The sequence below is a fragment of the Caulobacter sp. BE264 genome (genome assembly GCF_031457805.1).
Taxonomy (GTDB): domain Bacteria; phylum Pseudomonadota; class Alphaproteobacteria; order Caulobacterales; family Caulobacteraceae; genus Caulobacter.
In genome coordinates, this window is the sequence record NZ_JAVDXI010000005.1 from 225,880 (window position 1) to 245,159 (window position 19,280).

A 19,280-nucleotide genomic window follows, 5' to 3' on the forward strand; every position below is an offset into this window, starting at 1 on the left:
CGGCCGTCCGGGATGACAGGTTTCTACAGCGTGGCGAGGAAGGCTTCGTAGGCGTCGCGATCCATCAGGGCGTCGACTTCAGCCGGGTTCGACAGCTTGATCTTGGCGAACCAGCCGCCGCTTTCCGGCAGGGCGTTGACGGTTTCCGGCGCGCCGGCCAGCTCACCGTTGCCCTCGATCACCTCGCCCGACACCGGGGCGTAGACGTCCGAGGCGGCCTTGACGCTCTCGACGACGGCCAGGCCCTCGCCCTGCTTGACGACCTTGCCGGCTTCCGGGGTCTCGACGAACACGACGTCGCCCAGCTGCTCGGCGGCGTAGGCGGTGATGCCGACCGTGGCCACGTCGCCCTCGACGATGACCCACTCGTGATCCTTGGTGAAACGCATCTTGGTGAGTCCCCTGAGTTAGATTTTGCGGACGTAACGGTTCGGAACGAACGGGCTGGCGACCACCTCGGCGGCGGCCGGCTTGCCCCGGACGATGACCTTGAGCTGCGTCCCCACAGCCGAGAAGGCCGGTGGGGCGAAACCGATGGCGATCGGGTAGCCGAGGCTGGGGGCGAAGCCGCCGCTGGTCACCTTGCCGATGACATTGCCCGCTTCGTCGGCGATCTCGGCGCCTTCGCGGGCCGGCGCGCCTTGCAGCACCTTGAGGTTCACGCGGACGCGCGACAGCTCGCCGGCCAGTTCCTTGGCGATGCGGGCCGCGCCCAGATAGTCGCCGGCCTCGCGGCGCGACTTGCCGACGGCGAAGTTCAGACCGGCCTCGACCGGCGAGACGGTCTCGTCCAGGTCGTGGCCATAGAGCGGCAGCCCGGCCTCCAGACGCAGGCTGTCGCGGGCGCCCAGGCCGATCGGCTTGACGCGCGCGTCGGCCAGCAGGGTGTTCCACACCCGCTCGGCGGCGTCGGCCGGGACCGAGATCTCATAGCCGTCCTCGCCGGTGTAGCCCGAACGCGAGATGATGGCGTCGACGCCGAAAGCGGTCAGCGCGCGAGCGTCCATGAACACCATCTGCGCGGCTTCCGGCACGTGGGCGGTCAGCACGGCGGCGGCCTCAGGACCTTGCAGCGCCAGCAGCGCGCGGTCTTCCAGGCGGGTCACGGTGGCCTCGCCCGCCAGTTCGCGGGCGATGATGGCGTAGTCATTGTCCTTGCAGGCGCCGTTGACAACGACGAACAGGCCGTCCTCATCCGGACGCGCGGTCATCAGGTCATCGACAATGCCGCCGTCGGCGTTCAGCAGCACGCCGTAGCGCTGCTTGCCGGCCTTCAGGCCCTGGTAGTCCGCCGAGACGACCTTCTCGAAGCTCTTGGCGGGGTTCTCGCCCCGGATGCGAGCCTGGCCCATGTGTGAGACGTCGAACAGGCCCGCGTGCTCGCGGGTCCACAGGTGCTCTTTCAGCACCCCGTCCTTGTACTGCACCGGCATGGAATAGCCCGCGAACGGCACCATGCGCGCGCCGGCCGCCACGTGGGCGTCGTAAAGCGGAGTCTTCTTCAGATCTTGATCGGACACGCGAGCGGGCTCCAAGCGGGGACGGCGACGGGACCGGCCTTACGCCGGCAAGTCGCCCCCGCTGTCCCTTGGGCCTGAGAGATTCCGGCCTCGCCCCTCTGCCGGACGGGTTTGGCCTTGCTCCTTCGGCGAGCCCCTTCCGTGAAGAGGCTGCTTTCCAGCGTTCCTAAACCCGCGCGGTCCTTTTGCCTGAGCGTTTCCGGGGCGGTTGCGCCTTCGGCCTCGGGAGCGAATCCCGATGTCTCCCGCGAGGGTCGTGAGGCTCATGCGGGACGGTCCACCTGGAGTCAAGCTGGACCGACCCCATCCCCGCCGATTTCCCCGGCGTTCGCCGGGGAGGTCGGAGGCGTTAAAGGCTCAAGTCCCCGAACCAGTCCGTCTCGCCGATCGGCGGGCCCGGCGGGATCTCGACCTTGGCCTTGCCGTCTTCGACCAGGGCCGCGAGGCGAGCGCCGGTTTCGTCGGTGAGGACGCCGGCCAGAAGCCGCGCTTGGGCTCGGTCGGCGCCGTCGCCGCCGGCCTTGGCCAGACCCTTGCCCCAGTCGGCCAGGCGCGCGCGGATCACGGCGGCCGCCGTCGGCGACAGGGTCTTGTCGTTCAGGGCCTGGGCCAGGCTGACCACCAGACGCTGGCGGACACGGCGCGCCAGCTCGGCCTGACGTCCGGCGCCTTTGCCGTCGAAGGCGACGGCGGCCAAAGCCTTGTCCAGAACACCCTCGAGGCCCAGTTGGCCGGGATCGCGGCGCTTGGCCTCAACAAGGCGGTTCAGGCGCGCCGGCGCGAACAGGGCGCTCCAGACGAGGTCAGCCGCGACATCCGACGCCGCCGGCAGGTCGAAAACCGGCCCCTGGCCGAAGGTCTCGATGTCATTGGCCTTGTCATTGCCCTGCGACTGGCCCGCGCTCAGCACAGCCAGAGTCGTGTCGTTCAGGTCCAGCGCGGCCGGAGACAGGGTCCGCAGCAGGGCGTCGACGGCGGCGGCCTGACGGTCAGCGGGCACGATCTTGCTGGCCTCATGGCCGTCGCCCTCGGCGGCGTAGGTGAAGTCGATCCCGCCGACCAGCTTGGCGGTGGCGTCGATCTGGTAGCGGTGGAAGATATAGATCGGGACGATCACCCGGCGCAGGTCGGCGACCGACGCCCCCTTGGGCAGGTTGCCAAGCCCAAAGCGATCCAGCGCGACCTTGCGCACGGCCATCAGGTGGTCGAGCTCGGCCACCGGGTCGCTGCCGTTGTCCCAGACCGCGCCCAGCGGATGAGCCGTGTCAGCGCTGCGGGCGTCCTCGTCGGAGACATAGCGCAGGCCGGCGGCCTGGCTCTTGTCGGCCTTGGCCTTCAGCCAGGCCTTCTCGTCGACGCCGGCGGGCGCCGGGCCATACAGCCAGTCGATGGCGAACTTGTCCCAGTCGCCGACGCCACGGCCATAGGCGTCGGTGAAATCGAGCGCGCCGTCCTTCAGCGCGATCTTGGGCGCGGGATAGTCCATCACCGACGCGCGACCGCCATAGGTGCTGGCGGCGAAATTGTGCTGCAGGCCGATCGAGTGGCCGATCTCGTGGGTGGCCAGTTGGCGCAGGCGGGCCAGAGAGATCTCGATGGGATCGTTGGGCCCGCCCTTACCGGTGGCGTCAGCGCCCGCCAGACCTTCGAAGATCAGGCGATCCTGGCGAATGCGCTGCGAGCCCAGCAGGACGTCGCCCTTGATGATCTCGCCGGTGCGCGGATCGACCACCGCATGGCCGTAGGACCAGCCGCGGGTCTGGCGGTGCACCCAGTTGACGACGCTGTAGCGCGCGTCGAGCGGACTGACGCCGTCCGGCAGCACCTCCACCTTGAAGGCGTCGATAAAGCCGGCCGCCTCGAAGGCCTGGGCCCACCAGCGCGCCCCGTCCATCAGGGCCGAGCGGACGGGCTCGGGCGCAGCGCGGTCGACATAGAACACGATGGGTTTCTTGACCGGCGAACGTGCGGCGGTCGGATCGGTCTTCTCCAAGCGGAACCGGTGGACCAGGCGATGCACCAGAGGCTCGTCCAGAGGCGCGGAATAGTCGGCCACCGTGTGGTCGATTACGCCGACACGCGGGTCGTTCTGGCGCGGCTGATAACCGGGCTCGGGCAGGGCCACCAGTGAGTGATGCAGCACCAGGGTGACATTGCGCGGGTCCGGCACGATGCCCCGCACCTCGCTACCCGGCTCGTCGCCGACGAAGGTCTGCACCGCCTCAAGTTCGATGTTCTTGGGGAAGGCGTTCACCGCGCCGGTGTCGGCGTAGGACAGGCCGTCGTTCAGCCGGAAGTCGCCCTGGCGGCTGCGCTTGAGCGTTCTGGCGATCCCCTGGGCGTCGCGGGTGAGGAATGACGTCACGTCGACCAGCAGGGCGCCGTCAGGACCTTCCGCCTCGACCACGTTGGACCAGACGCTGGAGATGGGGAACGAGTCAGCCACCGCCTGGCGCTCGTCAGCCGAGCCGCGCGCGGCCGAGAAGCCCCAGTTCTCGAACTGGGCCACGACCTTGCCGCCCACCTTGCGGAAGGCGATGATCTGGGTGTCGCCGGGCGCGGAACGGTCCAGGCCGGTCGGGTTGGAGCCAAGCCCCGCGCGCAGGTAGGTCTGATAGAGGTAGCGCCCCGCAATCCCGTCGGCGCCGGGCTTGGGCAGTAGCAGCAGGACCTTTCCGTCCTTCTTGTCGACGAACACCGGGACGAGACCGTCCTTGCGCTCGAGACCGGCCGTGGCCTCGGCGAACTTGTCGCTCTGCTTCTGGGCGCCGGAAGGCTTGGCCTTCTCAGCGGCGATCGCCGGCGCGGTGATCGCGCCGACACAAACGCTCGCCATCAACATGGCGACCAAGGACTTCTTCATGACCCCTCCCGAACGCGGCATGCGCGGGACTGTCGGGCCGGTTTCTCGGGATTGCAACGCCCACCTCCCCTCCCATCGACGGCAAGGAGTCGATGAGCGGCGCGTGAGCGTCAAAGAGACGGATGTTCAGCCCGCCGTCGCCCCTTCTCCGCGCAAGACAAAGGGGCTGGCGGCTACATACGCTCCGGCGCTTCGATCCCCAGCAGATCCAGCGCCAGCTCCAGCTGACGCAGGGTCGTTTCGGCCAGGGTCAGCCGCGAGGCGCGGAGCACGTCCGTGTCGGCGCTCATGATCGGACACGCCGCGTAGAACTTCGAGAACGACTGCGCCAGCTTGTAGACGTGCTCGGCGACGAAGTTCGGGGCCTTCTTGTCATAGGCTTCCTGAAGCGCGCCCTCGAACGCGTCCAGCAGCATGGCCAGGTCGCGCTCGGCCGGCTCGTGGATCTCGATGCGGCCGCCCACAGCGCCGCTCTCGGCGGCGCGCCGCAGCACGCTCTTGATCCGGACCGACTGGTACAGCAGGTACGGGCCGGTCTTGCCCTCGAAGCTGGTGAAGCGGTCGAGGTCGAAGACGTAGGAGGTGCCGCGGAAGTTCTGCAGATCGGCGAACTTCAGAGCGGCGACGCCGACCTTGTGGGCCGTGTCCTCGAACTGCTCCTCGGAGAGCTCGGCGCCAAGACCAGCCTCGCGCAGGCGTTCACGCGCCTTTTCACGGGCCATCTCGATGAGGTCGTGCAGCTTCAGCACGCCGCCGGCGCGGGTCTTGAACGGCTTGCCGTCGGCGCCGTTCATGGTGCCAAAGCCGATGTGCTCCAGCGAACCCTCTTCGGCGTAGCCGGCCAGGTAGGCGGCGCGGAACACCGTCTCGAAGTGGTCGGCCTGGCGCTGGTCAACGCAGTAGAGGATCAGGTGCGGATCGAACGACTTGCGACGATCCAGGATCGTGGCCAGATCGGTCGTGCCGTACATGGCCGAGCCTTCCGACGACACCACCAAAAGCGGCGGCACGTCCCGCTTGTCGCCTTCGCGGGCCACGCGGACGATGCGCGCGCCCTGGTCCTGGACCAGCAGACCCTTGGCCTCCAGCTGCAGGACCATCGGCTCGATCAGGTCGTTGACGTCGCTCTCACCCTTCCAGAGGTCGAAGTCGACGCCCAGCGCATGGAACTCACGCTCCAGGGCCACGCGGCTGACATTGACGAAGTGACGCCACAGCAGCCGGTAGCCGAAGCGGCCGTTCTGCAGTTCGGCGGTCGCCTTCCGCGCGCGCTCCTTGAACGCCGGGTCTTCCTTCTGGCGCACGGATGCGGCCGGATAGATGCGGTCGAGGTCGGCCAGGGTGATGCGCTTTTCGAACTCGGCCATCACCTTGGCCTCGTCGGCGGCCGAGAACCCCCGCGGGGCCTCCGGCAGCTTCGCCATCAGGGCGTTGATGAACGGGTCCTCGTCCATGATCGCGCTGATCAAGAGGCCCATCTGGAAGCCCCAGTCGCCGAAGTGGGCGTCGCCCACCACGTCGTCGCCGCGGAAGCGGTACAGGCGCTTGATCGACTCGCCGATGATCGAGGCGCGCAGGTGCCCCACGTGCATCGGCTTGGCGACGTTGGGGCCGGCGTAGTCGATCAGCACCCGACGCGGCGTCTCCAGCAGCTGGGCGCCGGTGCGGTCGTCGGACGCGATCTCACGGGCGCGGGCCGAGAGGGCCTCGTCGCTGACGCGCATGTTGATAAAGCCGACCCCGGCGATCTCCACCGAGGCCAGGCGCGGGTCGCCCTTCAGGATCTCGACGACCTGAACCGCGATCTCACGCGGATTGCGTTTGGCGCTCTTGGCCGCCGCGAGGGCGCCGTTGCACTGGAAATCGGCCAGGTCTGGTCGGTCGGAAGCCGTGACGCGTCCGAACTCGGGAGGCAGTCCGGCGGCCTGGAAAGCGGCCGCGGCCGCCTCGCTCAAGGACCGCTTCAAATCGTTCATTGCTTGGTGGTCGTCCCTGGTTGGGTCTGAGCTTGCGGGGCGGGCGCGGTCTGGCCGGCGTTGACCCGGAAGCGCTTGCCGTCGCGGTTGAAGGCGGCCATCGCCGGCGTCACGTCGAAGCCCAGCAGGACCTCGAAATTCCCGCCGCTGACCTTGGCGTCAGCGCGGGGGATGGTGATCTGCTCGATCGTCTCGCGCGCATAGACGCGGTCCTCGCCGGCGGCGAAGTTGACGGGCAGGTCGAAATATTCCTTGGCGATGACCGCCTGATTCCGCTCGGTCACCGCCACCCAGTAGCGATAGACGTACTTGTCGCCGACGGCCTGCGGGCCGCGGCCCAGCTGGAACAGCGCCTCGATGCGGATCTTGATCGGCTCGTCGCCCTTGTAGGCGCAGCCCGAGGTCAGGCTCTGGATCTCGCCGGTGAAACCGGCTTGAGCGGCCGACTCCTTGCCGTCCTTGAATTCGACGAAACGACCGGCGTCGTACAGCACCTTCACATAGGGGCACGGGCCCGCGTTGCGCAGTTGCGGCAGCGGCGCCTTGGGCTGGTTCCACTCTTCGTCGCGCTTGCGCTTCTTGGCCGCGTCGTCCTCACCGCTCGCATCGCCGCCGGGACCGCGCTGGGCGTGAGCGACCGTCGCCGTGGTCGCGGCGATCGAGACAGCCATCAGGGCGCTGAGGGCGAGGGTGAAAGTACGGCGCATGAAACGTCGGTTCCGGACACAAGAGCCAAGCGGGGCCACAGCGCCCCGCCAGCGTCATGCAGCCTGATAAAGGCATATGCGTGACGTCGCAACGACGCAGACTCCTGGCGAATGGACCTTCGAGGCGCTAGTTTCCACGTCATGAACGCTCAGACCCCGATCCGACGCCCGATCTCCCTGGTGCTGGCCAGCCCGCGCGGCTTCTGCGCCGGCGTCGACCGGGCCATCCAGATCGTCGAGCGCGCGGTCGAGAAGTTCGGCGCGCCGGTCTATGTGCGCCACGAGATCGTCCATAACCGTCACGTCGTCGATCGCCTGAAGGCCCTGGGCGCGGTGTTCATCGAGGAACTGGAAGAGGCGCCCGATGATCGCCCGGTCGTGTTCTCGGCCCACGGGGTTCCCAAGTCGGTGCCGGCCGAGGCCAAGGCCCGCCAGATGATCTACCTGGACGCCACCTGCCCGCTCGTCTCCAAGGTCCACGTCGAGGCCCAGAAGCACTATGACGCCGGCCGCGAGATCGTGCTGATCGGCCACGCCGGCCATCCGGAAGTCATCGGCACCATGGGCCAGCTGCCCGAGGGCGCGGTGACCCTGATCGAGGACATCAACGACGCGGCGACCTGGGAGCCCAAGGACGCCGCCAACGTCGCCTTCCTGACCCAGACCACCCTGTCGGTCGACGACACCGCCGACATGGTGGCGCTGTTGCGCCAGCGCTTCCCCGGCATCGCCGCGCCGCACAAGGAAGACATCTGCTACGCCACCACCAACCGCCAGGACGCGGTCAAGCACCTGGCCGAGCAGTCCGAACTGATCCTGGTGGTCGGCTCGAAGAACTCGTCGAATTCGGTGCGCCTCAAGGAGGTCGGCATGAAGGCCGGCGCGAGCGCCGCGCACCTGATCGACGACGCCTCGGGGATCGACTGGACCTGGTTCGACGGCGTCTCGCGCGTGGGCCTGACCGCCGGGGCCTCGGCGCCGGAAGACCTGGTGCAGGGCGTCATCAACGCGATCTCGGCGCGGTTCGACACGACCGTCGAGGAACTGGTTGAGGCCCGCGAGACGATCACGTTCAAGCTACCGAGGTTGCTGACGGCTTAGAGTGGGAAGCGGAGCAGCCGTCTGGAGGTCTGCGGAAATGATCTTGCCCTTCGCGATGATCTTGGCGCTTGTCGCCCCTGCAACGGCTGAGACATATACACCGGCTGAAAATGCTGACGCTCGCGCCGTGTTACCCGACCCTGGCCTCAGCAGAGAACATTACGCCCGCTACTATCTGCGAGCGGTGATCAGGACCGACGACGACCTTCCCTTCACGACATCAGGCTCCTTCACTCTACGCGCTCCGCGCACAGTGTGGCTCGGCGTGTATGTCCGAACCCCTAGCTCTTGGACCACCGAGCCTGCGGGCGTGCGCGTCGTTGGAAAGCGAGAACAGTTTCCAGAGTTCGTTCACGGCGGATGTTCAGTGGTGAATATCGTGTCGGATGCTGAGACGGGCGTCACCCTGGGAAGCTGGTGCAACATCGATGACAGCTCTCCGGCAGGCGGCGCGCCCACCCTGCTACCGACCTATTTCCCGCCCCAATCGCCGCTACGTTAGTCGGCACCATGCCCGTCCAGCGCCGCAACCCGACCTCGCGAGGTCGGTGCGCCCCTTAAGATCGAACCTAAACGACGCGGGTCCGCAACCACTCGGTCAAGGCGGGAATATCGAGCTCCCCGGCGGCGACGGCCAGCATGGTCTGGGTCGCGTCGTCTCCTTCGGCGATCAACTCCAGGCCATTGTCATCGAGGAAAAGACCGAGCGCCATGAACGCCGCCCGCTTGTTGCCGTCGATAAAAGGATGATTGCCGGAGATCGCGACGGCATAGGTCGCGGCGAGCTCAATGAGATCTGCCACGCCTTCGTAGGCATAACGATTGAGCGGACGGGCCAAAGCCGAACGCAGGAGATTGAGGTCACGCACTCCGCACGCGCCGCCGGTCTCGCGCAGAACCTCTTCATGAAGCTTCAGAAGAAGCTCCTCATCCATCCAAACCGGTTCGATCATCGCCTATTTCGCGAGGTCTTCGAACGTCTTGCGATATCGCCCGAGGAAGGCTCGACCGCGCTCGAACCTTTCTTCCAGGCTGCGCCGCTTCGAAATCACCAGGTGATCGCCTTCGGTCTCGGAGACGACAAAGACATCGCCAGGCTGAGGCGCGAGCAAGGCCAGCGCCTCGTCGTTCGGAACGAGCACGACGTCGTCGCCTTGTTTCTCTACCTTAAGAACGATCATCTCGCGGCTCCTTCTTCGCTGACATAGCATGATCATCGGATCGAAGACAGGATCGCCCCCCTTGACCGCCAGCGCCCCGTCCCGCATCCCGGCGGCATGGCCGTCTATACCGACATCACCGACCAGGAACTCGAAGCCTTCCTCGAAGGCTATGACCTCGGCGCGCCGCTGGCGTTCAAGGGCATCGCCGAGGGCGTGGAGAACTCCAACTTCCTGCTGGAGACGGAGAAGGGCCGCTACATCCTTACCGTCTACGAGCGGCGGGTGAAGGCCGACGACCTCCCTTACTTCCTCAACATGCTGACCTGGCTGGCCGATCGCGGCTATCCCAGCGCCCGGCCGATCCCGACGCGCGCCGGCGCCACACTCTCGAGCCTGCGCGGCAAGCCCGCCGCCATTGTCGAGTTCCTGCCGGGACTGTCAGTGCGCAAGCCGACCGCCGCCCACTGCCGCGAGGCCGGCGAGGGTCTGGCCTGGCTCCATCTCGCCGGCGAGGGCTATCCGGGTCGGCGCGCCAACGATCTTGGCCAGCAAGCCTGGTCGCCTCTGTTCGCCAAGCACCGCAAGGCCGCCGAGGATCTCAAGCCTGGCCTGTCGGCGACGATCGACCAGGACCTGGCGCAGCTGGCCCTGATGTGGCCACGCAACCTGCCGACCGGGACGATCCACGCCGACTATTTCCCGGACAACGTCTTCTTCCGCACCGACGGCAAGTTCGCCGCCGCGATCGACTTCTACTTCGCCTGCGACGACGCCTACGCCTATGACGTGGCGGTGACCCTGAACGCTTGGTGCTTCGAGGCCGACGGCAGCTTCAACATCACCGCCGCCAAGGCGCTGCTGAACGGCTATGAGCGCCGCCGCCCTCTGAGCCCGGCCGAAAAGGAAGCCCTGCCGATCCTGGCGCGCGGCGCGGCGATGCGGTTCTTCCTCACCCGCCTAGCCGACTGGGGCTCGACCCCCGCCGGCGCGCTGGTCAAGCCGAAGGACCCGCTGGAATACGAGCGCAAGCTCGCCGTCCACCGCGAAGGTCTCGTGCTGTTCTGATGACGCCGAAGGTCACGATCTACACCGACGGCGCCTGCAAGGGTAATCCGGGCCCCGGCGGCTGGGGCGCCATCCTGTTCTACGGCGACAAGAAGAAAGAGATCTGCGGCGGCGAGCCGGGGACGACCAACAACCGCATGGAGCTGATGGCCGCCATCCAGGCGCTGGAGCTGCTGAACCGCCCCTGCGTGGTCGAGCTGCACACCGACAGCCAGTACGTCATGAAGGGTATCCAGGAATGGATCCGGGGCTGGAAGGCGCGCGGCTGGAAAACGGCCGACAAGAGCCCAGTCAAGAACGACGACCTCTGGAAGCGTCTCGACGCAGCCCGTTCGCGACACGATGTCGACTGGCGCTGGGTCAAGGGCCATGCTGGCCACCCGCTGAACGAGCGGGCCGACGCCCTGGCCAACGAAGGCCTGCGCCAGGCCAACCCGCGCGTGATCTGAAAGGTCGACGCGACGCGGTCCAGCGATCTGTGGACGGTCGAGAAATCCGCTCGCCAGCGTCCGCCCCGTCTGCGAGTCAGCCGGGATGAAAATCGTCGGCTACTACCGCGTCCCGCCCGCGCCGGGGGTGTTCTTCAGCCCCGCCCAGGAGGAGCGCCTGCTGCTGCTGGGCTGCGAGCAGGTGTTCAGCGACCGCTGCCTGGCCTCGGGCGTGGTGCGTCCGGGACTGGAGCGCGCCCTTGAAGCCCTTGAAACCGGTGGCGTCCTCGCCGCGCCCAGCCTGCACGCCTTGGGCGGTGACCTGGTGGCGGTGATGGACGTTGTGCTGAAACTCCGCGCCCGCGATTTGCATCTGGTCGTCCAGCAGCCCGAGATCGACACGCGCCAGGACACCGGGTTTTTCGAGGCCATCGCGGCGCTTGCCGCCTTCAACGGCGAACGCGTGATGATCCGCCGGGCTGAAACCGCCTTGGTCGCCAAAGGCGCCAAGGCGGGCGGGATGAAGGGGCTGAAGGCGGTCGCTCCGGCCCCCTCCTCCGACGACGAAGCCTAGACCTTCAGCCGGTACCCCGTGCGGAAGATCCACCAGACCGCGCCCAGGCACGCGGCCAGGAACACCGCCGTCATGGCGAGACTGATCCCGACGCCGACGTCCGACTGGCCGTAGAAAGCCCAGCGGAAGCCGCTGATCAGATAGACCACCGGGTTGAACAGGGTGATCTTCTGCCAGACCTCCGGCAGCATCTTGATCGAGTAGAAGCTGCCGCCCAGGAAGGTCAGCGGCGTGACGATCAGGAGCGGCACGATCTGGAGCTTCTGGAAGTCGTCGGCCCAGACCCCGATGATGAAACCGAACAGGCTGAAGGTGACCGAGGTCAGCACCAGGAACAGCAGCATCACAAACGGATGGGCGATCTCGAACGGCACGAAGATCCGCGCCGTGGCCAAGATCAAGAGGCCCAGGCAGATCGACTTGGTCGCCGCCGCCCCGACATAGCCGGCCACGGTCTCGTACCAGGCCACCGGCGCCGACAAGAGCTCGTAGATGGTGCCCGCCCACTTGGGCATGTAGATGCCGAACGAGGCGTTGGAGATGCTCTCGCTGAGCAGCGACAGCATGATCAGGCCCGGCACAATGAACGCGCCATAGCTGACACCGTCGATGGCCTGCATGCGCGAGCCGATCGCCGAGCCGAACACCACGAAATAGAGGCTGGTCGACAGCACCGGCGAGATGACGCTCTGGGCCAGGGTGCGGAACCACCGCGCCATCTCGAACTTGTAGATGGCCTTGATCGCGTAGAGGTTCATTGCGGCGCCCTCACCAGGCTGACGAAGATGTCTTCCAGCGAGCTCTGGTCGGTCTTCAGGTCCTTGAACTCAATCCCCTGCTCGGAGAGGCGCCGCAACAGATCGGCGATGCCGGTGTCCTCGGCCTGGGCGTCGAAGGTATAGACGAGATCAGCGCCGTCATTGGTCAGGCTGAGCGAGGCGTCGGCGAGCGTGGCCGGCATGGCGGACAGCGGCTCCCTCAGATGCACGGTCAGCTGCTTCTTGCCCAGCTTGCGCATCAGGACCGTCTTGTCCTCGACGAGGATGATCTCACCCTTGTTGATCACCCCGATCCGGTCGGCCATTTCTTCGGCCTCCTCGATGTAGTGGGTGGTCAGGATGATGGTGACGCCGCTCTCACGCAGCTTGCGCACCATGTCCCACATGTCGCGGCGCAGCTCGACGTCGACGCCGGCGGTGGGCTCGTCCAGGAACAGGATGGTCGGCTCGTGGCTCAGCGCCTTGGCGATCATCACCCGGCGCTTCATGCCGCCCGACAGCGCCATGATCTTGCTGTCCTTCTTGTCCCACAGGGAAAGGTTGCGAAGGATCTTCTCGATCAGGGCGTCGTTGCGCGGCTTGCCGAACAGGCCGCGCGAGAAGCTGACCGTGTCCCACACCGTCTCGAAGGCGTCCGTGTGCAGCTCCTGCGGCACCAGGCCGATCTTGGTGCGGGCGGCGCGATAGTCGCGCACCACGTCGTGGCCGTCGGCCAGGATCACGCCCTGGCTGGGATTGACGATGCCGCAGATGATGCTGATCAGGGTGGTCTTGCCTGCCCCGTTTGGTCCCAGGAGGGCGAAGATCTCGCCCTGCCGGATATCCAGGTCGATCCGTTTGAGGGCCTGATGGCCCGACGCATAGGTCTTGGTCAGACCCTGTACTGAAATGATGGACGTCACGCCGTTCCCCCTAGCGCGCGGCGATGCAGCGCCGCGCGGCCCCTTCTGTCCCGCTGATGCGAGCCTAGATGGTGTCGCGGCGGCCGGATAACAGGGCTGTGCGTCGCAAACTGTCAGCAGCCCAGTCAGGTCGGGATCTTGCGCACCTTCAGGATCGCGCCGTCGACCCCGACAACGACCACTTCCTGACTGATCGCCGGGATCGGCTCGTCGGTCTCGGCCGCCCAGTCCTTGCCGTCGATGAAGACGCGGCCGCGTCCCTGCTCGAAGGTTGAAAGCACCTGGCCGCGCTGGCCCACGAGGCGCTGCATCGGGTCGTTCAGGTCCGGTCCCGTCGCGTCTAAAACAGGTCGCAGGAAGCGCTTGGCCAGATAGGTCGAGGCGATCGTCAGAGCGGCGAACAGCCCAAGCTCGATCACAAAGCTCGGATGCAGAAGCTGGGCGACGGCTCCGACGACAAAGGCGCTGGCGGCTGGCCACAGGAGCCAGCCGGTTCCGGTGGCGACCTCGACGGCCAGGAAGGCGGCGGCCACGGCCAGCCACAGCCAGAACGGGTGCAGGGCGTGAAAGCCAGCGATCGCGTCCATTCTGCTACTCTCCGCGCTTGCCGCCCGCCGGGGCGCTGGTCGCTCCCCGCGGCGTCGGCGCGGCCCGCGGCGTGTCTGCGCCCAGCGACTTGATCAGCTCGCCAACCCCGGCGACCGTGCCTGTCAGGCCAGCGAAATCCGCGGGGACGATCACGGTCTTCTGCTGCGGGCTCTTGGCCAGTTCGGCGAAGGCCTCGACGTACTTCTGCGCCACGAAATAGTTGATCGCGTTGACGTCGCCCTTGGCGATGGCCTCGGAGACGAAGGCGGTCGCCTTGGCCTCAGCCTCGGCTTCGCGCTCGCGGGCCTCGGCGTCGCGGAACGCGGCTTCGCGGCGACCTTCGGCCTGCAGGATCGCCGACTGCTTCTGGCCTTCGGCGCGAGCGATCTGGGCCTGCTTCTCGCCCTCGGCCTCGGTGATCACCGCGCGGCGCTCGCGCTCGGCCTTCATCTGGCGAGCCATGGCGTTGGTGATGTCGGCGGGCGGAGTGAGGTCCTTGATCTCGATCCGCGCGACCTTGACCCCCCAGGGGCCGGTGGCGTGGTCGATCGTCGACAGCAGGCGGCTGTTGATCGCGTCGCGCTGGCTGAGCACCTCGTCCAGCTCCATGGCCCCGACCACGGTGCGCAGATTGGTCTGGGCCAGCTGGGTGATGGCGTACATCAGGTTGTCGACCCGATAGGCGGCCGCCGCCGCGTCCATCACCTGGATGAAGACGATGGCGTCGACCTTCACCGAGACGTTGTCCTTGGTGATCACCTCCTGCTGGGGCACGTCCAGGACCTGCTCCATCATGTTGACCTTGCGGCCCACCGTTTCGAAGAACGGCGTGAGGATCGTGATGCCCGGCTTCAGCGTGCGGGTGTAGCGGCCGAAGCGCTCGACGGTGAACTCGCGCCCCTGCGGCACGATCTTGATCGCGCTGACCAGCAGGACGAAGGCGAAGGCCAGGAAAACCAGTACGACGATGCCGCCCAAGACGGTCGCTCCCCAACTTGAAGTTGGATGGAGACTAGAGGGTGATAGCCGAAAGCGTGAGCGGTTTCGGCGGCCACCACGCTCAAAATGTTTGGAATAGAGCCCTTTTGCGCCCTTCGAATGAGTCCATTCGAAGGGAAAAGGCTCTAGCGCGCGCCGGTCTCGATCGCCACGGAATCTGGCGTCGGCGCGACGCCACGGACCTCGCGCATGGTCTGGGAAAGCTTCAGGGCCAGCGCCTGACCCTTGCGCGCCACCGCCTGCTCGGCCTTGCGGCTGGCGTCGTCGCAGGTCGGATACTCACTACGGCGCGAGGCGAAGCCGGTGTTGAAACGTTCGCGCATCTGCGCGTCGAAAGCCTGGTCGGCTTGTTCCACCTCGGTCAGGCGCACCATCCGCGACCGCCAATGCTGGTCGCTCTCGCCCTGGCAGACCTGACGCAGGGCGTGGCTTTCCCCCAGCGCATAGGCCAGATCCAACAGGCGCTGGCGATCCTCGGGCGCCCGTTCCTGGGCCAGGACCGGAGCGGCGATCAGGCTCGCCAGGCAGACACCGATGAGAAGCGGACGCGACATGCCTCGGTTATCGCCAACTCCAGCCGCCCTGTCACGACCACGCCTCCCAACGCGCGAACCCATGGACGGTGGCGCTTGGGGACAAGTTTTGCCGCAGTGCGGAAAAAACCTCGCCAAATAAAGGCCTTGCGATCGCCACGGATCGGGTCTTCCCTGTGGATACTGCAAGGAGGTCTGACCATGACTGAGGTGCATTACGGCGTGGTGCGCGTTGGCGACCATTGGGCGATCGTCGGTGAGAACCTTCGGTTCGGCGCCTATGAAACGCGAAGCGAGGCCCAGGCGGCCGTCCGGCGCCTGGCGGAGTATCCGGCGGGCCTTGGCCTGCCGGTGATGTTGCATGAACAGGAAGAGGACTGGGTCTTCCCGGGCCCGACGCTTCTCAGCTAAGCGGTCTCAACTTCGTCGGGGCCGTACAGCAGCGGCTTGACGAACCGCCAGACCTGTAAGGTCGATGCGATCGCCCCGACGACGGAGGCGACGACCTGGAACGCTTGCCAGACGAAGCTGATCAGCGGGTCTTCGCCCAGCATGGCGACCAGCGGATAGATCAGGTTGCTGACCGCGATCCGGAATTCGGCATAGACGGTGGAGTACTCGACCGACGCCCCGGCGATCGCGGCGGTGACCACCACCGCCAGCACCGGCGCCCACAGTAGCGGCAGCACCAGGAGCAGCGCCAGGGCGGTGATCAACGACTTGGTCGACAGGCCTATGTCCTTGACCACCGTGATTACGACGCCGGCGATCACCGCAAGGCCAAGCAGGGCCAGAGCTATCGGCAGGACGAGGTCGGCGGCCGCCAGCGGCGTACGCACGCCAAAGACCATCACGGCCATCACCGCCAGCGTACCGACAAAGCCGCCCAGCCACAGCGCTCCGTACTGGCTTAGCCGACGCCTCAGGTGCTTTCGCGCGATCATCGCCTTCTCCCCCGCGATCAGCGTCAGCCTGCTTCGGAAGAGTCTCGACGTCCACGGGAAACTAAGCCGTGCGTGGCGCGCTTCTTAGGGACTTAACCGCTGGGAGGTCCCGATGACCGCCATCGCTCGCAACATCCGCGCCGCCGCCGACGGCGAGACGCCGCACTTCACCGCCAACCGACTGCTGGCGGCCTTGCGCCCCGACGCCCTGGCCGAACTGGCCCCGCACCTTACGCCCGTCGGACTCGCCCTGGACGCCGTGCTGTTCGACTCCGGTGACGACGTCGAGACCACCTACCTGCCCTGCGGCCCGACCCAGGTGTCGCTGCTGGTGGTCACCGCCGACGGTCAGGAGATCGAAGCCGCCAGCGTCGGACTGGAAGGCGCGATCGGCGGCGTCGTCAGCGCCGGCTACAAGCCCGCCTATGGTCGCGCGGTGGTGCGCACGCCGGGCCGGGCCTTCAGCATACCGACCGAACGGCTGGAACAGATCAAGACCGGCGTCCCCGCCGTCGCGGACCTCTTCGATCGCTACGCGGACGTGATGATCGCCCAGATGATGCAACTGGTGGCGTGCAACGCCCTGCATCCGATCGAGCAGCGTGCGTGCCGCTGGCTGCTGTTCGCCCACGACCGCTCGGGCGACGAGCCGATCCGCCTGACCCAGGAGACCCTGGCCCAGATGCTGGGCGTGCAGCGCACAACGATCAGCGCGGTGGCGCGGGCTCTACAGGACGCCCGGATCATCCACATCGGCCGGGGCCGGGTGGAGGTTTTGGATCGCTCCGCCCTCGAGAAGCGGGCCTGCGAATGCCACGACGCCGTCGAGGCCCACTTCCACCGGCTATTGCCGAAGGTCGAGCTTTAGGTCCTGAAAGACGAGGCCCTGGTCAGCGCCGCCTCGGCCTCGGCCATCAGCCGCGCCACGATCTCGCCAGCCGGCAAGACCTCGCGCACGCCGCCGGCGCTCTGGCCCATGGCGAAGCACGACTTGTCGGCGTCCAGGCCGTCGATCTGCCCGCCGATGCCGCCCATGGCGCCGTTGCGGATTGAGACCATGGCCTGCTGCGGGAAGGGCTGGATGTCGGCCGGGCGCGACTCCCAGTCGTCGACATAGGCGTTCTTCTTCACCCGCATCGGTTTGCCCGAGTAGCAGCGGGTGCGAACGGTGTCCTCGTCCGCCGCCTCGACCACCGCCTGACGGTAGAGATCGCCAGCGTGCGCCTCGTGCGAGGCGATGAACCGCGTTCCCATCCAGACGCCCTGCGCGCCCAACGCCAGGGCCGCCGCCAGACCCCGTCCGTCATGCAGGCCGCCGGCGGCGACCACCGGGATCTTCACCGCCTCAACCGCCTGGGCCACCAGCGGCAGGGTGCCGACGAGGCCCGTATGGCCGCCGCCCTCGCCGCCCTGGCAGATCACCGCGTCGCAGCCGGCCTGCTCGGCCTTGACCGCATGTTTCACCGCCCCGCAGACGACCATCACCTTCAGGCCGGCGGCCTTGAGCCGTTCGATGATCGGCAGGGGCACGCCCAGGCCCGCGACGAACGATGAGGCGCCCTCCTCGATAATCACCTCGACGCTGGCGGTCAGCGCGTCGGGCGTGGCGGCCAGCAGGTCAACGCCGAACGGCTTGTCGGTCAGGCTTTTGACCTCGCGCATCTGGGCGCGGATGAAGTCCGGGCTGGTGCCGGCCATGCCCAGCACGCCATAGCCGCCCGCGTTCGAGACCGCCGCCGCCAGGGGCGCGTAGGACACGCCGCCCATCCCGGCCAACAGGATCGGATGCGCGATATTCAGCAGATCACACAGCGGCGTGCGCAGGCCCATGGTCGTTTCTCCCCGTTTATCGGGCGAGGATCAGGGCGTGGCCGCCGCCTCACAAGCCTGCCGCGAGGTCAGTCCCGATCGGGCGCGCCCAGCGGGAAGAAATGCCGATAGGGTCGGCCTTCCTCGACGCAGCGGCTGATCGAGGGCCGGACCAAGAGGCGCGCCCGATAGGCTCGGACCTTCGGGAACGCCTCGCCGATCGGCCGCACCCAGTCGGCGTAGAAGAGCGACGCCGCCGCCGCGCAGTCCGCCATCGTGAAATCCTCGCCCGCCGCCCACGGACCCTCGAGATGCTCTTCCAGCCAGGCGTAGGCCTTATCCAGCGCGACCGCCGCCTCGGCCATCGCCTCCGGACGGCCGCCGTCCGGCCGGAGGGACTCGAACACCGGGACCTGCATCGGCGTCATCACGTAGTTGTCGAAGAACCGATCCAGAAACCGCACCTTGAGCGCCGCCCTGGGGTCGTCCGGCAGCAGCTTTACGGGCCCCGGGTGAAAGAGCTGCAGGTGCTCGATGATGATGCTGGACTCCACCACCGTGACGCCGTCGTCGACGACCACCGGAAAGCGTCCCAGCGGCCACAGGGCCTGGCGCTCCTCCATCGCGGCGGGATCCTCGGGGCCCAGCAAGCGATAGCTGAAGGGTATGGCGTTCTCGTAGAACGCGATCTGCACCTTCTGGCAGTAGGACGAGAACGGATGGGCGTAGAGCGACAAGGTCACAGGCGGCCTCAATCTGATTGCACTTTGCAAGCAGTTGCCATCTAGCCATACCAATCCTACATCGCAAGCAGTTTTGGATGCGACGATGTCGAACACCCTGCGGTCGGGCTGCCCGATCAACCTGACGCTGGAAGTGCTGGGCGACCGCTGGAGCCTGATCGTGCTGCGCGACGTGATGTTCGGCGGCCGTCGCCACTATCGCGAGCTCTTGAGCCAGTCGGAGGAAGGGATCGCCTCGAACGTCTTGGCCGACCGGCTCAAGCGCCTGGTGGCCAATGGACTGCTGTCGCGGGTCGATGACCCCAGCCACAAGCAGAAGGCGGTCTACAGCCTGACCGAACCTTCGATCCAGCTGGTGCCGCTGATGGCGCAGATGGGAGCCTGGGGGCGGCGGCATACGCCGACCACGCCGCTCCTGGCGATCCGCGCCGAGCTTCTTGAGGCGGGCGGGCCCGAGATGTGGGCCGCGTTCATGGACGAGCTGAGAGCGATCCACCTGGGCGCACCGTCGCCGGCCCGGCGCGTGAGCGTGGAACTGCAGGCCGCTTACGAGCGGGTGCTGGCCGAAACGTCAGCCGGGTGAGCG

General features: G+C 67.1%; 22 protein-coding genes and 1 riboswitch. Of the genes, 7 read left to right on the plus strand and 15 right to left on the minus strand.

Annotated elements, in window-relative coordinates; genetic code table 11:
• Positions 1-23: 23 nt before the first annotated feature.
• The 5 genes from gcvH to J2X45_RS13905 form a co-directional block, all read right to left on the minus strand.
• Positions 24-389 carry a glycine cleavage system protein GcvH gene (gene gcvH, locus J2X45_RS13885; protein WP_310215681.1) on the minus strand — a complete coding sequence of 122 codons (366 nt, stop codon included), beginning with the start codon at positions 387-389 and terminating at the stop codon, positions 24-26.
• An 18-nt stretch (positions 390-407) separates the two neighbouring features.
• Positions 408-1,520, minus strand: a complete 1,113-nt coding sequence (gcvT, locus tag J2X45_RS13890; RefSeq protein WP_310215684.1) for a glycine cleavage system aminomethyltransferase GcvT — start codon at positions 1,518-1,520, stop codon at positions 408-410.
• A gap of 167 nt (positions 1,521-1,687) precedes the next feature.
• Positions 1,688-1,778, minus strand: a riboswitch (glycine riboswitch).
• Between the two features lie 91 nt (positions 1,779-1,869).
• Positions 1,870-4,383 carry a zinc-dependent metalloprotease gene (locus tag J2X45_RS13895; RefSeq protein WP_310215686.1) on the minus strand — a complete coding sequence of 838 codons (2,514 nt, stop codon included), beginning with the start codon at positions 4,381-4,383 and terminating at the stop codon, positions 1,870-1,872.
• A gap of 173 nt (positions 4,384-4,556) precedes the next feature.
• Positions 4,557-6,359 carry an arginine--tRNA ligase gene (locus J2X45_RS13900; RefSeq protein WP_310215688.1) on the minus strand — a complete coding sequence of 601 codons (1,803 nt, stop codon included), beginning with the start codon at positions 6,357-6,359 and terminating at the stop codon, positions 4,557-4,559.
• Positions 6,356-7,066 carry a Tat pathway signal sequence domain protein gene (locus J2X45_RS13905; RefSeq protein WP_310215690.1) on the minus strand — a complete coding sequence of 237 codons (711 nt, stop codon included), beginning with the start codon at positions 7,064-7,066 and terminating at the stop codon, positions 6,356-6,358. The genes J2X45_RS13900 and J2X45_RS13905 overlap by 4 nt, the downstream gene beginning before the upstream one ends.
• Before the next feature lie 141 nt (positions 7,067-7,207).
• Here J2X45_RS13905 and ispH point away from each other — a divergent pair, with 141 nt between their 5' ends.
• Positions 7,208-8,167 (plus strand): 4-hydroxy-3-methylbut-2-enyl diphosphate reductase, encoded by a 960-nt coding sequence (gene ispH / locus J2X45_RS13910; protein ID WP_310215693.1) that lies wholly within the window; start codon positions 7,208-7,210, stop codon positions 8,165-8,167.
• A 569-nt stretch (positions 8,168-8,736) separates the two neighbouring features.
• On the opposite strand, the gene J2X45_RS13915 is transcribed toward ispH, so the two are convergent.
• Together J2X45_RS13915 and J2X45_RS13920 are read right to left on the minus strand one after the other, a co-directional pair.
• The gene (locus J2X45_RS13915) at positions 8,737-9,120 is read right to left on the minus strand and encodes a type II toxin-antitoxin system death-on-curing family toxin (RefSeq protein WP_310215695.1); all 384 of its coding nucleotides are present in this window, start codon (positions 9,118-9,120) and stop codon (positions 8,737-8,739) included.
• Positions 9,121-9,123: 3 nt separating this feature from the next.
• On the minus strand, positions 9,124-9,435 hold the full coding sequence (locus J2X45_RS13920; RefSeq protein WP_310215699.1) for a hypothetical protein: 312 nt from the start codon (positions 9,433-9,435) through the stop codon (positions 9,124-9,126).
• A 9-nt stretch (positions 9,436-9,444) separates the two neighbouring features.
• Between J2X45_RS13920 and thrB the strand changes: the two genes are divergently transcribed.
• The 3 genes from thrB (at position 9,445) to J2X45_RS13935 (ending at position 11,397) form a co-directional block, all read left to right on the plus strand.
• On the plus strand, positions 9,445-10,395 hold the full coding sequence (gene thrB / locus J2X45_RS13925) for a homoserine kinase (protein ID WP_310215702.1): 951 nt from the start codon (positions 9,445-9,447) through the stop codon (positions 10,393-10,395).
• Positions 10,395-10,844 carry a ribonuclease HI gene (gene rnhA, locus J2X45_RS13930; protein WP_310215704.1) on the plus strand — a complete coding sequence of 150 codons (450 nt, stop codon included), beginning with the start codon at positions 10,395-10,397 and terminating at the stop codon, positions 10,842-10,844. Before thrB ends, rnhA begins: the two co-directional genes overlap by 1 nt.
• An 85-nt stretch (positions 10,845-10,929) precedes the next feature.
• Complete coding sequence (locus J2X45_RS13935; protein WP_310215705.1) at positions 10,930-11,397, plus strand: recombinase family protein; 468 nt, start codon at positions 10,930-10,932, stop codon at positions 11,395-11,397.
• Here the strand turns inward: J2X45_RS13935 and J2X45_RS13940 are convergent.
• The 5 genes from J2X45_RS13940 to J2X45_RS13960 form a co-directional block, all read right to left on the minus strand.
• Positions 11,394-12,155, minus strand: coding sequence for an ABC transporter permease (locus J2X45_RS13940; RefSeq protein ID WP_310215706.1), 762 nt, complete (start codon positions 12,153-12,155; stop codon positions 11,394-11,396). The genes J2X45_RS13935 and J2X45_RS13940 overlap by 4 nt on opposite strands.
• Positions 12,152-13,078 carry an ABC transporter ATP-binding protein gene (locus J2X45_RS13945; protein ID WP_310215707.1) on the minus strand — a complete coding sequence of 309 codons (927 nt, stop codon included), beginning with the start codon at positions 13,076-13,078 and terminating at the stop codon, positions 12,152-12,154. Before J2X45_RS13945 ends, J2X45_RS13940 begins: the two co-directional genes overlap by 4 nt.
• Positions 13,079-13,203: 125 nt before the next feature.
• Positions 13,204-13,665: an NfeD family protein gene (locus tag J2X45_RS13950; RefSeq protein ID WP_310215708.1), complete on the minus strand. Its 462-nt coding sequence runs from the start codon at positions 13,663-13,665 to the stop codon at positions 13,204-13,206.
• A 4-nt stretch (positions 13,666-13,669) separates the two neighbouring features.
• Complete coding sequence (locus J2X45_RS13955; protein WP_310215710.1) at positions 13,670-14,644, minus strand: SPFH domain-containing protein; 975 nt, start codon at positions 14,642-14,644, stop codon at positions 13,670-13,672.
• Between the two features lie 146 nt (positions 14,645-14,790).
• Positions 14,791-15,219, minus strand: coding sequence for a TIGR02301 family protein (locus tag J2X45_RS13960; protein ID WP_310215712.1), 429 nt, complete (start codon positions 15,217-15,219; stop codon positions 14,791-14,793).
• Between the two features lie 162 nt (positions 15,220-15,381).
• On the opposite strand from J2X45_RS13960, the gene J2X45_RS13965 reads away from it, so the two are divergent.
• Positions 15,382-15,609, plus strand: coding sequence for a hypothetical protein (locus J2X45_RS13965; RefSeq protein WP_310216060.1), 228 nt, complete (start codon positions 15,382-15,384; stop codon positions 15,607-15,609).
• Here J2X45_RS13965 and J2X45_RS13970 read toward each other — a convergent pair.
• Positions 15,606-16,142, minus strand: coding sequence for a hypothetical protein (locus tag J2X45_RS13970; RefSeq protein WP_310215713.1), 537 nt, complete (start codon positions 16,140-16,142; stop codon positions 15,606-15,608). The genes J2X45_RS13965 and J2X45_RS13970 overlap by 4 nt on opposite strands.
• A gap of 112 nt (positions 16,143-16,254) precedes the next feature.
• Between J2X45_RS13970 and J2X45_RS13975 the strand changes: the two genes are divergently transcribed.
• On the plus strand, positions 16,255-17,010 hold the full coding sequence (locus J2X45_RS13975; RefSeq protein ID WP_310215715.1) for a Crp/Fnr family transcriptional regulator: 756 nt from the start codon (positions 16,255-16,257) through the stop codon (positions 17,008-17,010).
• Here J2X45_RS13975 and J2X45_RS13980 read toward each other — a convergent pair.
• Both J2X45_RS13980 and J2X45_RS13985 read right to left on the minus strand, forming a co-directional pair.
• Complete coding sequence (locus J2X45_RS13980) at positions 17,007-17,972, minus strand: nitronate monooxygenase family protein (protein WP_310215717.1); 966 nt, start codon at positions 17,970-17,972, stop codon at positions 17,007-17,009. The genes J2X45_RS13975 and J2X45_RS13980 overlap by 4 nt on opposite strands.
• 68 nt (positions 17,973-18,040) lie before the next feature.
• Positions 18,041-18,694 (minus strand): glutathione S-transferase family protein, encoded by a 654-nt coding sequence (locus J2X45_RS13985; RefSeq protein ID WP_310215719.1) that lies wholly within the window; start codon positions 18,692-18,694, stop codon positions 18,041-18,043.
• A gap of 85 nt (positions 18,695-18,779) precedes the next feature.
• Here J2X45_RS13985 and J2X45_RS13990 point away from each other — a divergent pair, with 85 nt between their 5' ends.
• A complete protein-coding gene (locus J2X45_RS13990) occupies positions 18,780-19,277 on the plus strand; it encodes a helix-turn-helix domain-containing protein (RefSeq protein WP_310215722.1) in 498 nt (165 codons plus the stop codon).
• The last annotated feature ends 3 nt before the right edge of the window (positions 19,278-19,280 follow it).

What these genes read in the sequence shown, in the direction of transcription:
- gcvH (WP_310215681.1), bottom strand. Translation starts at nt 389, where the DNA reads ATGCGTTTCACCAAGGATCACGAGTGGGTCATCGTCGAGGGCGACGTG.
- J2X45_RS13895 (WP_310215686.1), bottom strand. Translation starts at nt 4,383, where the DNA reads ATGAAGAAGTCCTTGGTCGCCATGTTGATGGCGAGCGTTTGTGTCGGC.
- J2X45_RS13900 (WP_310215688.1), bottom strand. Translation starts at nt 6,359, where the DNA reads ATGAACGATTTGAAGCGGTCCTTGAGCGAGGCGGCCGCGGCCGCTTTC.
- J2X45_RS13905 (WP_310215690.1), bottom strand. Translation starts at nt 7,066, where the DNA reads ATGCGCCGTACTTTCACCCTCGCCCTCAGCGCCCTGATGGCTGTCTCG.
- ispH (WP_310215693.1), top strand. Translation starts at nt 7,208, where the DNA reads ATGAACGCTCAGACCCCGATCCGACGCCCGATCTCCCTGGTGCTGGCC.
- J2X45_RS13915 (WP_310215695.1), bottom strand. Translation starts at nt 9,120, where the DNA reads ATGATCGAACCGGTTTGGATGGATGAGGAGCTTCTTCTGAAGCTTCAT.
- J2X45_RS13920 (WP_310215699.1), bottom strand. Translation starts at nt 9,435, where the DNA reads ATGCGGGACGGGGCGCTGGCGGTCAAGGGGGGCGATCCTGTCTTCGAT.
- thrB (WP_310215702.1), top strand. Translation starts at nt 9,445, where the DNA reads ATGGCCGTCTATACCGACATCACCGACCAGGAACTCGAAGCCTTCCTC.
- rnhA (WP_310215704.1), top strand. Translation starts at nt 10,395, where the DNA reads ATGACGCCGAAGGTCACGATCTACACCGACGGCGCCTGCAAGGGTAAT.
- J2X45_RS13935 (WP_310215705.1), top strand. Translation starts at nt 10,930, where the DNA reads ATGAAAATCGTCGGCTACTACCGCGTCCCGCCCGCGCCGGGGGTGTTC.
- J2X45_RS13940 (WP_310215706.1), bottom strand. Translation starts at nt 12,155, where the DNA reads ATGAACCTCTACGCGATCAAGGCCATCTACAAGTTCGAGATGGCGCGG.
- J2X45_RS13950 (WP_310215708.1), bottom strand. Translation starts at nt 13,665, where the DNA reads ATGGACGCGATCGCTGGCTTTCACGCCCTGCACCCGTTCTGGCTGTGG.
- J2X45_RS13960 (WP_310215712.1), bottom strand. Translation starts at nt 15,219, where the DNA reads ATGTCGCGTCCGCTTCTCATCGGTGTCTGCCTGGCGAGCCTGATCGCC.
- J2X45_RS13970 (WP_310215713.1), bottom strand. Translation starts at nt 16,142, where the DNA reads ATGATCGCGCGAAAGCACCTGAGGCGTCGGCTAAGCCAGTACGGAGCG.
- J2X45_RS13975 (WP_310215715.1), top strand. Translation starts at nt 16,255, where the DNA reads ATGACCGCCATCGCTCGCAACATCCGCGCCGCCGCCGACGGCGAGACG.
- J2X45_RS13980 (WP_310215717.1), bottom strand. Translation starts at nt 17,972, where the DNA reads ATGGGCCTGCGCACGCCGCTGTGTGATCTGCTGAATATCGCGCATCCG.
- J2X45_RS13990 (WP_310215722.1), top strand. Translation starts at nt 18,780, where the DNA reads ATGTCGAACACCCTGCGGTCGGGCTGCCCGATCAACCTGACGCTGGAA.